Genomic DNA, 15,477 nt, shown 5'->3' with positions numbered 1-15,477 from the left:
CAACAACAACGGAGCGGCTTTTTCCGGGAATGCTGTTTTCCTCGACCAGCTTAGTGCAACGGCGAATTACAATCTGCCGGGATATGCTGGGTCGGCTAACGGCGAATTCAATACTTTCGGGCCGGTCGGTACAGCAAGCACCAATATTGATACTTATCTGAATGGGTTGGGCAATGTGATGATTAACGGCCCGTTTCCGTTATTTCCAGGAGGGGGTGTTGATGCGAGTCTCGTTAATGGCGTGACAGGGGTTCCATGCCCGTAATGCTTTAAGCCGGAAATGGACGTATAAGGAGAAACAACATGTCAGAACCTTTCTTAGCTGAAATCCGGATCGTCGGGTTCAATTTCGCGCCGCGCGGCTGGGCGTTCTGCGACGGCCAGATTCTGCCGATCAACCAGAACCAGTCGCTCTATTCCCTGCTCGGCACCACTTACGGCGGCGATGGCCGGACATCCTTCGCCCTGCCAGACCTGCGCGGCCGCACACCGATTCATGTCGAAGGCAGTCACCCTCTGGGACAAAAGTCGGGGGAAGAGACCAACACCCTTTCGGCCGCTGAAATGCCGAATCATGATCACGATTGGCAGGCCTCGGACGACAATGCGAACAGTCCGATTCCAACCACCAATACTCTGGCAGCAGCGCAAAATCAGTATCATGATGGCGATACTCTGGTTACCCCCGTTGCCGGGACCGTCTCCAGCACCGGTGGTGGACAGGCGCATGAAAACATGCAGCCGTTCCTGGCGCTTAATTTCTGTATCGCCCTGCAGGGCCTTTTCCCTTCGCGGAACTAGTGAGGAGTAGCGATTATGTCTGAACCATTTGTTGGAGAAATCAGGATGTTTGCCGGCAACTTTGCGCCGCGTGGTTGGGCTTACTGTGATGGCCAACTGCTGGCCGTCAGCCAGAATGACGCTCTCTTCTCTCTCTACGGGACCATCTACGGCGGCGATGGCCGGACGACTTTCGGGTTGCCGGACCTGCGGGGGCGCCTTCCGATCCATGCCGGAACCGGTCCGGGCTTGTCTCCACGAAGATTGGGGGAGAAGGCTGGTGGCGAAAACGTAACCTTGACAACAAACCAACTACCGTCGCATTCTCATACGGGCCAGTTCTCTTCCGCTTCCGGTAATGAGGCCAATCCGGCTGACAACTATCCGGCAGCCTCGCCGTCGATCCGGAATTATCGCCCAACGGCGCCATCTGCCGATATGTCCGGAACAGCGGTAAACAGCGTTGGTGGCAGTAGGCAACATACCAACCTGATGCCGTATCTCTGCGTTAATTATATCATTGCACTGGTTGGCATTTATCCATCCAGGTTCTAGGAGGAGCATTCTCATGTCAGAACCTTTTGTCGCTGAAATCAGAATATTTGCCGGTAACTTTGCTCCGCGCAGCTGGGCCTTCTGCGATGGCCAGCTTTTGCCTATATCACAGAACACAGCACTCTTCTCCTTGATCGGTACAACTTATGGCGGTGACGGACGAACGACGACTGCCCTGCCGAATTTGCAGGGGCGGGCACCGATGCATCCCGGCCGCGGGCCGGGTTTGACCTCGCACCGGCTCGGAGAAAGAGGTGGTCTTGAAACCGTTACCCTCACTGAAGCCCAGATGCCGAGCCACAATCACACCCCGCGGGCGGCAAATGTTCCGGCTACAATGAATGCACCAGATGGTTCGACTGCGTTGGCCCGCAGTGTCGGTGGCAACAGTTACGCTCCAGCTGCCAATCTGGTGCCGATGGCCGATGGAGTTTTGGCACCGAGCGGGAGCAGTCAAGCCCACAACAACATGCAGCCGTTTCTGACCCTGAACTATATCATTGCCCTGCAGGGACTTTATCCCTCCAGGGGTTAGGTTTGGATTTGTCAAATTTGAATAACAGTAGAAAATTGCCGGAGGGGGTGACCTTGCGATCGATTGTGCCGGAGGATGAACAATTCCTCTGTGCACTTTATGCCAGTACCCGGGCCGATGAGATGGCTATCACGCCTTGGTCGGAGGAAGAGAAAACAAACTTCCTCCGAATGCAGTTCACAGCCCAGCATACTTATTATCAGGAGCAGTTCAAGACCGTTGATTTCGATATTATTGAATTGAATGGTACCGCGATCGGCCGCTTCTATATTGATCGCCGTGAAGACGAAATCCGTCTGATCGATATCGCCCTGTTGCCGGAACATCAGGGTGCCGGTCTCGGAAAGTTGATGATGCAGCTTCTCCTCGACGAAGCGGCGGACAAGGCGTTGCCCGTCCGATTGCATGTCGAGGGGAATAACCCGGCCCGGCGGCTCTACGATCGGCTTGGCTTCAAACCAATCGCCGATAAAGGCGTTTATGAAATGATGGAATGGCGACCGGAAGAAATGGTCCGGTTGTCGACCGCTGGTTAACCCCCATTTCCGGAGATGAGAAATGAAAAATCTGGAAAGACGTGATTTCCTTAAATTGACGCTGGCGACGGCGGCGGTGCCGGTTCTGCTCGGAGCAGGCTCAAATGCCTGGGCCCTGGTGAATCGGCAGATGGTGGTCGGTGACAAGCTCATGTCTCTTGGCTACTGGCCGGGAAGTGAAAAGCTCCCGCTGCTGCAACCGGAGAGCCCGTCAGCCGCAACGCTGACGCTGGCAACCGACGGACTCACTCTGGGTGAAATCACCCGGACTGCAAACTTGTCGGATCGGCTGGTTGATGCTTCCCGTCTTCCTGCCGGGGATGCGGCCCTGCTGAAACGCGGCTGTCGATTGACGGTGCACGGCATGACCGGCCTCGATGGAACTCCTTCCGCCGCTGATATGCAGTCGGTCGCACTGCAGGTGCATAGCAAGGTGGCTGGAGTTGATGAAAAAATTCCCTGGCAGATCTGGAGTTACCAGGGTGGGCCGGCGCAGAATGTCAGCTCCGCCGTCACGGCAAACGTGCCTCTGGTCAGCCACAGCCTTGATCTGACTCTGACTCTGGGTGACGACAAGCCGCAGACGGTGCCTCTTTTGGTGACCGTTGGCCGGGATTTCGGCCAACCGAAATTACGCCGGGGATTTTATCTGCTGGCGGTACAGGGTCGTCCGGGACAACAGTTGCCAAACTGGCGCTTCAGCCGCATGAATGTCAGCACCGAGAGGGAAGAACATGCCGAAAGGCTGGATTATGCTATGCAGAGTATTCCCTCTGGCCAACCGAAGTACCTGGTTTTTTCCATTGATTATGCAGACACTGTTGATAACGGGTAAAGGGGAACCTGGTTGATGCTTGAAAAAGTTGAAAAAGCGATGTTTGAGCCTCACCTGGGGGAGCTGTTCCAGCTTGGTTCAGACGATGCTGCATTGCTTCAGGTTAAGTTGGTCGAAGTGAATTCACTCGGCTCAAAACCTCAAGAAAATGAGCTCCGGGAACCATTTTCCCTGGTGTTCAAGGACGAACAGGAAGAATCGTTACCGCAAGGTATTTATGCATTGAACCATGAAAAATTGGGACAACTCGATATTTTTCTGGTACCGATCGGGCCTGCCCGGGAGGATGGTTTTTTATATGAAGCGGTTTTTGCCTAGAAACAGTGAGTTTCCCCGGGATTTGTGAGCGGTTGGGAGATCTGGTTATGAAGAAAATAATTAGTTCAGTATTGACAGGTTTGGCAATATTGCCACTGCTGATTGCATGTGGCCAGAGTGGTGGATCTGCCGCGACGGACTCATCCAGTCCGGCCCAGGTTGTCGGGGTCGCGGCGACGACAGCGGTCTCTCCGGAAGTTGCCACTGATGAGAACAGTCAGACCATGGCCCTCTGGACCCAATCGGATGGTGCGGAAAATGGCGTCTACGTTAACTACTTTGACATTTCGACCGGGCTCTGGTCGGTGGCCGAACCGATAGCCGGATTGACCGGAATGACCTATTCACCGGCGGTTGCTATCGAGCCGGGCGGTAATGCGATTGCCGTTTGGCGTGAGTACACAAATGATCATTACCGGGCATGGGTTAAGAGATATTCAGGTTCGTCTGGAAGCTGGAGCCCTGTCGAGGCGATTGCCAGCGTTAGTGATACCGAGGTGAGGTCGCCGCAGGCGGCGATTGACAGCCAGGGCAACGCACTGGTCGTCTGGTACCAGTCGGACAACCAGACCCTGAACATCTGGAGTCAGTCTTTCCGCGTCGATTCCGGGTGGGCTGAGCCGATCCTGCTTGAGCAGGAAGTCGGGTCGGCGTTGTCTCCACGGGTTGCCATGGACAAGCAGGGGAATGGTCTGGTCGCCTGGGTCCAGTCGGATGGGGTTCGCAATAACATTCAGGGTGTTTTTTACAACAATCTTGCCGGGTGGGGGCAACCCTTCACAGTTGATTCAACCGACAATACGGTGCTGGCACCGAACGTTGCGATGAATGTTAACGGGCAGGCCCTGATTGCCTGGTACCAGTGGGAGGGTGACAAGTATACACTCCAGGGGAACTACTTCGCTGGCAGTTGGAGCGGTCCCCGAACTATTGAATCAGATTTTGCCGGTGGCGAACTTGATGTCCAGGTGGCCATAGCTGCTGATGGTCGGGCGGTAGCGACCTGGAAACAGCATGATGGCGAAAGGCAGAATGTCTGGCGGACTGTTTTTGACCCGGCTTCAGGTTGGGGTCTCGCTGAAATTCTCAATAATGCCAATCAGTTGACAGATGTAACGGCGAAAACGGCGGTGGCTGCCGATGGGACCCTGGTCGCTATCTGGGTCGAATATGGGCAGGAAGGAAGCACTCTTTGGGGTAATGCCATTCACTAATTTAATTGCGAATCTGTACTGAAGGCCCGGTTTGTTAACCGGGCCTTTTTTATGGCGGAAACTGGTCAAGGATCTTGTGCACCGTCTGATTGATCTGCCGGGTCACTCTCTCCGGTTCGGAATGGATGAAGACCGGCCGGGTCCCTTTGCCGCGCCACAGGGTTGAGCCGTCGCGGGCATCGAGGAGATCAATGATCAGCAGCCCTTCGTCGTATGCGCGGACATCTGAACCGGAGCTGATGCCGAACGAGCTGTGCCGACCGTAGGTGCCGAAGCCGAAGCCGAAGCTGGTCTGCGGCTGGTCCGATTCAAGCCGGCTGCGGATTCCATACTGGTAGGCAACGTGAACATCAGCCCGGTCTCGGGCGACTTTGCGATAGCCTCGAGCCTTGAGAGTGTCGTCGATGGCGGCGCGGATACGATTGTCGATCAGCGGAGTGTCGATTCGGATATCACCGGTTTTCTCCTGGGTATCGTAATGCCAGGCATAGTTCTTGAGCGAACGGAAGTCGCTGCCGGCTGCATAGTCCTGGCTGACCCGCAGACCTGAACAGCCGGCCAGAAGCAGGCTCGTCAATATTAAAAAGATATACGGGCGGAATCTCATGTCCTTCTCCTTCTGCTGTACTTCTCTATAATATACCAGATTCGGTCAGTGTGATGCATTTGCGGTTTTTGGTTTTCGGTTGTCGATCATCGGCCCGGCACGTTATAGTGGTACCTTACCTTTGCGAGAGGGACGATGGAAAAACCGCTGATCATAACCATGGGCGATCCGACCGGAGTCGGCCCGGAAATCATTGTCAAGGCGCTGCTCGAGAGTCGACTTGATGTCATCAGCAGTCCATTGATTGTTGCCGGCGACCTCGCTGTGCTGCAGAGGGCGGCGCGCCTGTACGGTGTTGAGGCGATGGTTTACGGTGATGCTCTTTCGCTCAGCGGCAAGTCGATTCAGGTGATGAATCTGAGCGAGCTCGCGGCCGAATCGCTGGTTTATGGAGCACCCGATACGGCTTGCGGGGTGGCGATGGCACGCTATGTCGATTGGGCGGCCGAACAGTGCCTGGCCGGCCGGGCGGCGGGCCTGGTCACCGCTCCGATCAACAAGAAGGCGATCAATGACGCCGGTATTGAGTTCCCCGGCCATACCGAACTCCTCGCTGATCGCTGCGATGTCGGCAAAGTCGTGATGATGCTCGCCGGTAAACGCCTGCGGGTCAGCCTGGTGACAACGCATCTTGCCCTCGCCGATGTCCCCGAACAGCTTGATCGTGACAGGATTGTCTCGACCATCCGGATTACCGAAGAGGCCCTTCGAAGCCGTTTCGGCATTGCCCGGCCGCACCTGGCGGTGCTCGCGCTCAACCCGCATGCCGGCGAAGCCGGGCTGTTCGGTCGCGAAGAGGAGGAAATTATTGCTCCGGCGATCAAACAAGCGCGGGCGGAAGGGATCGATGCCAGCGGCCCGCACAGCGCCGACACCTTTTTTCATTTTGCGGCGGCCGGACAGTATGATGCCGTGATCTGCATGTACCATGACCAGGGGCTGATTCCACTTAAGCTGCTCCATTTCGAGGACGGCGTCAATATCACCCTCGGTCTGCCGATCGTCCGGACCTCGGTTGACCACGGCACCGCCTACGATCTGGCCGGCACCGGCAAAGCAAGCTGCGCCAGCCTGGTGGCGGCGATTCGCATGGCCGAGGAAATGGTGGGAATGCGAAATTAGATCCCAAGAACTTTTAACGGAGAGGCGCAGAGGAGGAGAGAAGATCAAGATAGCTAAAGCCTGAATCAGGATGGGCTTTTCTCCGCGAACTCTACCTCTCTCCGACTCTCCGTTAATGAAATTCTTAGAAATGGTTGATATCCATGACTGACAAAATCATCATCAAGGGTGCCTGCGAGCACAACCTGAAAAATATCGACATCGAAATCCCGCGCGACAAGCTGGTGGTGATCACCGGTGTCTCCGGCTCCGGAAAGAGTACCCTCGCCTTCGATACGATCTATGCCGAGGGTCAGCGGCGCTATGTCGAATCGCTGTCAGCCTATGCCCGGCAGTTTCTCGAGCAGATGGACAAGCCGGATGTCGAAAGCATCGAGGGGCTGTCGCCGGCGATCTCGATCGAACAGAAGACAACCTCGAAGAACCCCCGCTCAACCGTCGGCACGGTCACCGAAATCTACGATTACCTGCGCCTGCTGTTTGCCCGGGTCGGCCGGGTTCACTGCTACAAGTGCGGTAAGGAGATCAGCTCGCAGACCGTTCAGCAGATGGTTGACCAGGTGATGGCCTGGCCGCAGAAGAGCCGGTTGATGGTGATGGCGCCGATTGTCCGTGGCCGCAAGGGGGAATATCGCAAGGAGCTTAAGCAGCTGCAGGCCGATGGTTTTGTCCGGGTCCGGATCGACGGCGCGATGCATGAACTGGGCGATGCGATCGAACTCGACAAGAACAAGAAACATACCATTGAGGTTGTGGTTGACCGGATCGTCATCAAGGAAGGGGTCGAAAGCCGCCTGGCCGATTCGATCGAAACCGCCCTCGGCCTCGCCGAAGGGGTAGTGCGGGTTGAGGTTGTCGATGGCGAGAGCCAGCTCTTATCCGAGCAGCATGCCTGTGTCGAGTGCGGCGTCTCCTATCCGGAGATCACGCCACGGATGTTCTCCTTCAACAATCCGTATGGCGCCTGCGACGACTGTTCAGGGCTTGGAACCCGGATGTATTTCGATGCCGACCTGGTCGTGCCGAATCCGGAATTGTCGATTCGTGAAGGTGCGATCAGGCCGTGGGAGTCGCGCACCGGGTACTGGTACCAGCAGACCCTTGAAGCGCTTTCCGATCATTATGGTTTCGATATCAAAACTCCTTTCCAGAAATTACCGCAAACGATACGCGATATCCTGCTGCGTGGTTCCGGCAAGGAGGAGGTCAAGTTCTTCTTTGACCAGGGGAGTCGGCGGCATTTTTACCACAAGCCATTCGAAGGGGTGCTGCCGAATCTCGAGCGGCGCTATCATGAAACCGATTCCGACGCCGTGCGTGAAAATCTCGAGCGCTACATGAATATCATGCCCTGCCCGAGCTGCAACGGGGCCCGCCTGCGGCCGGAGTCTCTTCATGTCAGGGTCGGCAAAAAGAATATGCAGGAAGTCGTGGCCCAGTCGATAATAGAAGCCGATAAGTTTTTCAACGATCTCGAATTAACCGCCAAGGAGACGGAGATCGGCCGGCGCATTCTCAAGGAGATCCGTGAACGACTCTCTTTCCTGACCCATGTCGGCCTCGATTACCTGACCCTTGATCGAACCTCCGGGACGCTCTCCGGTGGCGAAGGGCAGCGGATCCGGCTGGCGACCCAGGTCGGCTCATCACTGGTCGGCGTCCTCTATATTCTCGATGAGCCGTCGATCGGTCTGCACCAGAGAGACAACCGGCGCCTACTCGAAACCCTGAAGAAGCTCCGCGACCTCGGCAATACCGTACTGGTCGTCGAGCATGACGAGGAGACGATTCTCGAGGCCGACCATGTGATCGACATGGGGCCGGCCGCCGGCGTGCTCGGCGGTGAAATTGTTGCCGAAGGGACCCCGCAGGATATCATGAAGGTCAGTGACTCGTTGACCGGCAAGTACCTGAGCGGCGTCGAAATGATTCCGCTCCCGGAGCAGCGGCGTCAGCCGGAGCAGTATCTTGAACTGCGTGGCGCATCGGCGAATAACCTGAAGAATGTCAACGCCCGGTTCCCCCTCGGTGTCCTGACCTGTGTCACCGGTGTGTCCGGTTCCGGCAAGTCGACGCTGGTTATCGACACCCTCTACAAGACCTTGGCCCAGCGGCTCAACCGTTCGCGTGACCGGGCCGGCAAGGTAGAGGATATTATCGGGCTGGAAATGCTCGACAAGGTGATTGATATTGATCAGTCGCCGATCGGCCGGACGCCGCGCTCCAACCCGGCAACCTATACCGGTGTCTTCTCCGATATCCGCGAGCTGTTTGCCCAGTTGCCGGAAGCGAAAATCAGGGGCTATAAGCCGGGGCGGTTTTCGTTTAATGTCAAGGGCGGACGCTGTGAAGCGTGCCAGGGGGACGGTATCATCAAGATCGAGATGCATTTTCTCCCGGATGTCTATGTCCAGTGCGAAGTCTGCAAGGGGGCGCGCTTCAATCGCGAGACCCTGGAGATCAAGTACAAGGGGGAGACGATCGCCGATGTCCTCGATATGACCGCCAACCAGGCGGCGAAGTTTTTCGCCAACATCCCGAAGATCAATCGCAAGCTCGAAACCCTGCGCGATGTCGGCCTCGGCTATATCAAGCTCGGCCAGAGTGCGACCACCCTCTCCGGCGGCGAGGCCCAGCGGGTCAAGCTGGCCAAGGAGCTCGGCAAACGGGCGACCGGCCAGACCATCTACATCCTCGACGAACCGACGACCGGCCTGCATTTCGCCGACATCCGCAAGCTTCTCGACGTCCTGCAACGCCTGGTCGATGCCGGCAATACGGTCCTGGTGATTGAGCACAACCTCGATGTCATCAAGACGGCCGACCATATCATCGATCTCGGACCCGAAGGGGGGGATCGCGGCGGCCGGATTGTCGCGACCGGAACCCCGGAAGAGGTTGCCCGGGTCTCGAAATCACACACCGGCTGTTATCTCCGGTCCTATCTCTGAGCAAATCGGTTCAGTGGTGACAATTTTGTGTCGGACCGTTCCGTCATTATACTTGCGGCAACAGGGCCTGCTGCCGGCCGCTTCTGTTTTCGTAGTAATTGCGATTGACCCGCTTCCGTATAAAAAACCACCTAACTTCATGAAAAGACAGTCAGTCTGACAGGAATGGCGAGGCGACCGGTTCCTTCTTTTGCGTCCGCAATGAAAACGACGCAAAAACGAGCACTTTGGCATCGGCCTTGCTCTATTGACTGGGTGTTCGAGGGGAGGATGGAGCGAGTATGTTGAAGAAAGTTTGTGCCTGTCTGCTGATTATCGTTTTCCTGTTGGCCAGCGGCTGCGCCCGCAAGACGATGATTCTTTCAGAGCCGGCCCGGGCGCGGGTTTTTGTGGACGGCAAGGAGGTCTGTGCCACGCCGTGTACCTACCGCTATCGAACCGGGCTCAAAAGCAAGAGCTATGAACTGCTCCTGCGCAAAGAGGGCTACCTTCCGGTTCGTTACGAGATGACCTCGAATGAAGTTGACGAGGGCGCGCGTTCATCACTCTGGACCGCCGGCCTGATCATCCCGGGCGGATCCCTCCTCTGGCTCGGCACGCTGTTCACAAAAAAGCTCAAGGACAGCTATGATTTTGTATTGCACGAAGAAGGGTCCGTCGTCGCGCAACGGGATCCGGTGGCAGTCGTTGAATAAAAAATGATTTTTGGCAACGGAAGGCAGGCATAAAGCCTGCCTTTTTATTTGTCAGAAATTTCGACGATAACCCGGGGGTTGACCAGATAGAATTCGCCATCACCGCAATCGAGCGAGAAATAGCCAGGCTTGCCGTTGAGGAAATCGAGCAGGCGCCCTTTCCCTTCCGGTGTTTCAAGAACGGCGGTGCCGGCGAGTTCCTTGCCGTTGATAAAGGTGATGCTGACCTTGACCTCGGTGCCGATTTTCGGCTGGTCACTCTCTTGCGGCTGATAGCGGACATGACTGATATGTCTTTTATTGAGAAGCCGGAAAGAATCGTCGCTGCGGATAAAAGGAACGAACGGCTCCTCTTCATGCAGGAACTCGACCAGGGTTTGCGGGCCGCTGTGCAGGGACGAGAACGGGCTCAGGAAAAGAACGCCCTGACGCTCCTCGCCGTCGGTCAGATAGATGGTGACTTCAGCCCTCTGTTTTTCAACCTGATACTCACTCATGGTCACAGCATAAGGTTTTTTTACAACAAAGGCAAGCAGGAGAGGGTTCGGTCATTGACATGACAAAATGAATTGCTAAACTGACCGGACATATTTTATTCAGGATTTTCCATATAATTAAGAAGGAGTAGGTTTATGACTGAAATGAAAGGGAGCAAGAGTGAGCAGGGGTTGATGGATGCTTTTGCCGGTGAATCCCAGGCCAATCGCAAGTACCTGGCGTTCGCCGAGCAGGCCGACAAGGATGGTTATGCCCAGATCGCCAAGCTGTTCCGTGCGGCGGCTGCCGCCGAAACGATTCATGCCCACGCCCACTTGCGGGCCGCCGGCAGGATCGGCTCGACCGAAGCCAACCTCAAGACGGCGATCGAAGGTGAGACCGAGGAGTTCACCAGTATGTATCCGGCAATGATCGAAGATGCCAAGGCCGAAGGGTTGGCCGCTGCCGAGCGGAGCTTTACCTTTGCCAACGAGGTTGAAAAGATTCATGCCAACCTCTACCAGAAGGCACTCGACAATCTCGGCAGCAACGAGTCGGTTGACTATTACGTTTGCCCGGTTTGCGGCAATACGGTTGAAGGGAAACCGGATGCCCCCTGTGCCATCTGCGGCGTTCAGGCCTCGATGTTCAGGAAAATAGACTGAATAAAAATCAGTTGAACTTTTCGAACCGGGCCTTGAGGGGCCCGGTTTTTTTATGTAATATCAATGAGGTATACTTGTAGTCTGTTATTGAATGAATGTTATATTGATTTTCCCTTCTGCCAGGAGAGGTATCTGCCATGGAAAAGTGCCAGGTCTGCAAGGAAGAGAAAAAGGGGAAATATTATTGTCGCAGCTGTCGAACGGTTTTCGTCTGCCCGCAATCGGGTTGCGAAAAGGTTATTTCCAACCGCAAGGCCAGGGTCTGTCCGGACTGCGGATTGCTTTTCGACGATTATATCGATCATCAGAAGATGTATCGGCAGTGCCCGAAATGCAGTAAAAAACAGGGTCTGTCTGATCCACAATGCAAATTCTGCAAGTACTGGTTCAATTGTCCGAGTTGCGGCCATAAGGTTGCATCGACCAGTATGCTGACCTGTCCGCGGTGCGCGACATCTTTACGGTGAATGAAACGGCTGTCATCTTGACAGTCGTTTTTTGTTCAGGGAGCCGGTCTGACTGTGACAGAACTGCTTGACATCCTGCTCGAGGTCTTAGGCGCTATCTTTTATGCCATCGTGACCTTCGGGACCATCGCCCACATTCTGCTGAACAAGCGGGATCCGCGCGCCGCTGTCGGCTGGATTGCGGTCAGCTTTACGCTGCCGTTCTTTGGTCCGGGCCTCTACTGGTTTTTCGGAGTCAACCGTATCCGGACCAGGGCCCGCGGCTGGCAGGAGCGGGGGCGGGGCATGGCCTGGCAGGAGCCGGCGTACTGTGTCTGGTCTTTTGATCAGACCCAGTCCGAGGATTATCCTTTCCGTTACGAAAACTTTGCCGACCTGCGCAACCTGGTCGATGCGGTTACCCGGCGGGACATGGTCGACGGCAACCGCGTTACCCCTCTCTACAACGGGGAGGAAGCCTACCCGGCGATGCTTGAAGCGATTGCCAAAGCCGAAGACTCGGTCTGCCTTTCAAGTTATATTTTCGAGACCAACCGGACCGGCAAACAATTTGCCGAGGCGCTCATTGCGGCCGCGGCCCGGGGCCTCGATGTTCGCGTCCTCGTTGACGCCCTCGGCGCCAGTTACTCCTTCCCCCGGGTTTTCTGGCTGTTTCGCCGCAGTCCGGTTCGGGTTGCCCGCTTTCTGCCGCTGTCGATTTCAGGCCGCGGGCTCTATTTAAACATGCGCAATCACCGTAAACTGATGATTGTCGATAAAAGGATCGGTTTTACCGGTGGTATGAATATCGGGGATCGCCATTTACTTTACGATGAGGGACGTAAGCGGATAAGTGATATCCATTTCAAGGTAGAGGGGCCGGTCGTCGGCCACCTGCTCGAGGTGTTTGAGGAAGACTGGGGCTTTGCCACCGGCGAGACGGCCGAACCGATCGAACATCCGGAGCCGGTGCGGAGCCCGGGTGCCATCTGCCGTGGCATCAGTATCGGCCCGAATGAAGATTTTGACAAACTTGGCTGGATGGTGATCGGCGCCCTGAACTCGGCCCGCAGTTCGGTCCGGATCATGACCCCCTATTTCATCCCGGATCGGGCCCTGCTGGCGGCAATCAACTCGGCGGCGCTGCGCGGGGTCCGGGTTGACCTGATCATGCCGGAGGAGAACAACCTGCCACCGGTCAAGTGGGCGACCTGGGGCTATCTCAAGGAGTTTCTCAGGTTCGGAACCCGGGTTTATGAACAACCGCCTCCCTTTGCCCACAGTAAACTGCTGCTGGTCGATGATCGCTATGCCCTGATCGGTTCACCAAATCTCGACCAGCGAAGCCTGCGCCTTAATTTCGAGTTTGCCCTTGAGGTTTACGACGGCAACTTCTGCACCAGCCTGGGCAGGCACTTTGATGCAATCCGCAAGATCTCCCGTCCGGTCACCCTGGCTGATATCGAAAACCGGCCGATACTGATCCGGATCCGTGATGGCTTTTTCAAACTGTTTTCGCCATTTCTGTGAGCCTGATGCAAAAAACTGTACTGACAATCGTTTTATGTTTCTGCCTGCTCGGCAGCAAGGCCGTGGCCGACTCGCAGATCCTGCGTCTTGCGACAACGACCTCGACCGAAAACTCCGGTCTGCTCGCTTATCTGTTGCCCCCTTTTGAGGAAATGGCGAACTGCCGGGTTGACGTTATAGCCGTTGGTACCGGGCGGGCGCTCAAGCTCGGCGAAACCGGCGATGTTGATGTGGTCCTGGTTCATGCCCGCCAGAAAGAGGAGGCCTTTGTCGCCGCCGGTTTCGGGATCGATCGGCGCGACCTGATGTACAACGATTTTGTCCTGCTCGGTCCGCAAGACGACCCGGCCGGGATCGGGCCGCTTGCAGCGCTTGATCCGATCATGCAAAAGTTGGCCGCTGGCGGCTCCGAATTCATCTCGCGCGGTGATGAATCAGGAACCCATAGCCGGGAATTACAACTCTGGGCAGACGCCGGAATTGTCGCCGGGGGCAGCTGGTATCTCGAGACCGGACGCGGCATGGGAGAGACCCTGGTTATGGCTGATCAACGCCGGGCCTACACCTTGAGTGATCGCGGGACCTACATCGCCTTCCGCAAGAAGACCGATCTTGAAATCCTGTATGCCGGAGATCCGCGACTTTTCAATCCGTACAGTGTTATCATGGTCAACCCGCAAAGACACCCGCATGTCAAGGCGGGCCTGGCCCGGCAGTTTGCCGATTACCTGACGTCGGCCGAAACCGCTGACAGGATCGAGGGTTTTCAGTTGCTGGGTGAACCGCTTTTTTACGTTAACCGGGATAAGTAGATGGGATATCTGTTCGATTCATTTCAGGCCGCCCTCGGGTTGCTGACCCGGTTTGATCCCGAGATCGCCTTTGTCGTCTGGATTTCACTCTACACCGCCACCGCTGCCATTATTCTGGCTGGCCTGGTCGGGGTTCCGGCCGGGCTCTGGCTCGGCCAGACCCGTTTTCGCGGCCGCCGTGTCGTTCTTGTTCTGCTGAATTCCCTGATGGCACTGCCGACTGTGGTCGTCGGTTTGCTGCTGTTCGGACTGCTCGGCCGGCAGGGCCCGCTCGGTCCCCTCGGCTGGCTCTTCACGCCGCAGGCGATCATTCTCGGCCAGGCGATTCTGGCAACGCCGATCGTCACCAACCTTGTCCTGGCGACGGTGCAAACGGCCGACCAGCGGATTGTCCATACCGCATTAACCCTCGGCGCGAGCCGGTTTCAGGCAGCGATGCAGCTCCTGAAAGAGGTCCGCTACGGTGTGATGGCCGCCATCATTGCCGGTTTCGGACGGGTCATCGCCGAGGTCGGTATAGCGATGATGCTCGGCGGTAATATTCGCGGCTTCACCCGGACCATGACGACCGCCATTGCCCTTGAAACCTCGAAGGGAGAGTTCATCTTCGCCCTCGCCCTCGGCCTCGTTCTGATCGGTGTCGCCCTCGGAGTCAACCTCTTCCTTTATTTCCTGCAGCAGCGGGGCCTTGATGAACCGGCTGTATGATCTGAAAAACATCAAAGATACCTACGGCGGTACCTTCGCGCTGCAGATCAAGACCCTTTCCCTGCAGGCGGAACGTCTCTACGCGATTACCGGTCACAACGGCTCGGGCAAAAGTACCTTGCTGAAATTGCTCGCCCTGTTGCGGCGGCCGGTCGCCGGGGAGCTCCGGGTTTCCGAACAACTGGTTGAACCATCCGTCGAGACAGCATTGCGCCGGGCCTTCACCCTGGTCGAGCAGACGCCGTATCTGTTTAATGGAACCGTTGAGCAAAACGTCGGATATGGCCTGAAATTGCGCGGCGTTGACCGGGAGGTCCGAAAGCAAAGCATCGACAGGGCTCTCAACCGGGTCGGCATGACCGGCTATGCCGGCAACCGGCGGGGCCAGCTCTCGCGCGGCCAGGTGCAGCGCGTTGCCCTGGCCCGGGCCCTGGCGCTAAAGCCCGAGGTGCTGTTACTCGATGAACCGACGGCCAGCGGCGATCGCGAGTTCAAATCACTCTTTACCGATCTTCTCCAGAGTTTGGTTGCTGATCGCATCACGGTGATCATGGCGACGCACGATCTCGGGTTGGCGCGTGATCTCGGCGCCGAACTTCTGCTGCTCGAGCAGGGCCGGCTGATCGACTCGTCTTGTCGAAAAAGTGAATCGGCTCACGCCGCTTCGATCGACAAGCATCATGGGCCAGTT

The 15,477-nt window shown here is 56.5% G+C and carries 19 protein-coding genes; 17 read left to right on the top strand and 2 right to left on the bottom strand.

All coding sequences use genetic code 11. The features are described 5' to 3' along the window. The 8 genes from C0623_06400 to C0623_06365 all read left to right on the top strand — a co-directional run. Positions 1-265, top strand: a 265-nt coding sequence (locus C0623_06400) for a hypothetical protein (GenBank protein PLY01017.1), incomplete at its 5' end; no start/stop codon positions are given. A 38-nt stretch (positions 266-303) separates the two neighbouring features. After that, complete coding sequence (locus C0623_06395) at positions 304-801, top strand: phage tail protein (protein PLY01016.1); 498 nt, start codon at positions 304-306, stop codon at positions 799-801. 15 nt (positions 802-816) lie between these two features. Then, positions 817-1,335 carry a phage tail protein gene (locus C0623_06390; protein ID PLY01015.1) on the top strand — a complete coding sequence of 173 codons (519 nt, stop codon included), beginning with the start codon at positions 817-819 and terminating at the stop codon, positions 1,333-1,335. 13 nt (positions 1,336-1,348) lie between these two features. After that, positions 1,349-1,870, top strand: a complete 522-nt coding sequence (locus C0623_06385; GenBank protein PLY01014.1) for a phage tail protein — start codon at positions 1,349-1,351, stop codon at positions 1,868-1,870. Between the two features lie 122 nt (positions 1,871-1,992). Continuing rightward, on the top strand, positions 1,993-2,406 hold the full coding sequence (locus C0623_06380) for a GNAT family N-acetyltransferase (GenBank protein ID PLY01019.1): 414 nt from the start codon (positions 1,993-1,995) through the stop codon (positions 2,404-2,406). 22 nt (positions 2,407-2,428) lie between these two features. Further along, a complete protein-coding gene (locus tag C0623_06375; GenBank protein PLY01013.1) occupies positions 2,429-3,241 on the top strand; it encodes a hypothetical protein in 813 nt (270 codons plus the stop codon). A 15-nt stretch (positions 3,242-3,256) separates the two neighbouring features. Then, entirely contained in the window at positions 3,257-3,559 is a 303-nt protein-coding gene (locus tag C0623_06370) for a hypothetical protein (protein ID PLY01012.1), read from the top strand. An 89-nt stretch (positions 3,560-3,648) separates the two neighbouring features. Beyond that, a complete protein-coding gene (locus tag C0623_06365) occupies positions 3,649-4,773 on the top strand; it encodes a hypothetical protein (protein PLY01011.1) in 1,125 nt (374 codons plus the stop codon). A gap of 49 nt (positions 4,774-4,822) precedes the next feature. Here the strand turns inward: C0623_06365 and C0623_06360 are convergent, their stop codons facing one another. Beyond that, on the bottom strand, positions 4,823-5,380 hold the full coding sequence (locus tag C0623_06360) for a hypothetical protein (GenBank protein ID PLY01010.1): 558 nt from the start codon (positions 5,378-5,380) through the stop codon (positions 4,823-4,825). A gap of 135 nt (positions 5,381-5,515) precedes the next feature. On the opposite strand from C0623_06360, the gene pdxA reads away from it, so the two are divergent. From pdxA to C0623_06345, 3 genes are all read left to right on the top strand, one after another. Continuing rightward, complete coding sequence (gene pdxA / locus C0623_06355) at positions 5,516-6,502, top strand: 4-hydroxythreonine-4-phosphate dehydrogenase PdxA (GenBank protein ID PLY01009.1); 987 nt, start codon at positions 5,516-5,518, stop codon at positions 6,500-6,502. 143 nt (positions 6,503-6,645) lie between these two features. Continuing rightward, positions 6,646-9,453: an excinuclease ABC subunit UvrA gene (locus C0623_06350; protein ID PLY01008.1), complete on the top strand. Its 2,808-nt coding sequence runs from the start codon at positions 6,646-6,648 to the stop codon at positions 9,451-9,453. A gap of 281 nt (positions 9,454-9,734) precedes the next feature. Further along, on the top strand, positions 9,735-10,148 hold the full coding sequence (locus C0623_06345) for a hypothetical protein (GenBank protein PLY01007.1): 414 nt from the start codon (positions 9,735-9,737) through the stop codon (positions 10,146-10,148). Positions 10,149-10,192: 44 nt separating this feature from the next. On the opposite strand, the gene C0623_06340 is transcribed toward C0623_06345, so the two are convergent. After that, positions 10,193-10,645, bottom strand: a complete 453-nt coding sequence (locus C0623_06340; GenBank protein PLY01006.1) for a hypothetical protein — start codon at positions 10,643-10,645, stop codon at positions 10,193-10,195. 135 nt (positions 10,646-10,780) lie between these two features. Between C0623_06340 and C0623_06335 the strand changes: the two genes are divergently transcribed. The 6 genes from C0623_06335 to C0623_06310 form a co-directional block, all read left to right on the top strand. Further along, entirely contained in the window at positions 10,781-11,290 is a 510-nt protein-coding gene (locus C0623_06335; protein ID PLY01005.1) for a rubrerythrin, read from the top strand. 137 nt (positions 11,291-11,427) lie between these two features. Then, a complete protein-coding gene (locus C0623_06330; protein ID PLY01004.1) occupies positions 11,428-11,757 on the top strand; it encodes a hypothetical protein in 330 nt (109 codons plus the stop codon). Positions 11,758-11,832: 75 nt separating this feature from the next. Next, complete coding sequence (gene cls, locus C0623_06325) at positions 11,833-13,266, top strand: cardiolipin synthase (protein PLY01018.1); 1,434 nt, start codon at positions 11,833-11,835, stop codon at positions 13,264-13,266. 5 nt (positions 13,267-13,271) lie between these two features. Next, positions 13,272-14,078: a tungsten ABC transporter substrate-binding protein gene (locus C0623_06320; protein PLY01003.1), complete on the top strand. Its 807-nt coding sequence runs from the start codon at positions 13,272-13,274 to the stop codon at positions 14,076-14,078. After that, positions 14,079-14,786, top strand: coding sequence for an ABC transporter permease (locus C0623_06315; GenBank protein ID PLY01002.1), 708 nt, complete (start codon positions 14,079-14,081; stop codon positions 14,784-14,786). After that, positions 14,770-15,477, top strand: a 708-nt coding sequence (locus C0623_06310) for an ABC transporter ATP-binding protein (protein PLY01001.1), incomplete at its 3' end; no start/stop codon positions are given. The genes C0623_06315 and C0623_06310, both read left to right, overlap by 17 nt.

It is taken from the genome of Desulfuromonas sp., from assembly GCA_002869615.1.
Lineage (GTDB): Bacteria > Desulfobacterota > Desulfuromonadia > Desulfuromonadales > UBA2294 > BM707.
The sequence above is the reverse complement of the archived record's forward strand: the minus strand, read 5'-3'. Positions and strand labels throughout refer to the sequence as shown.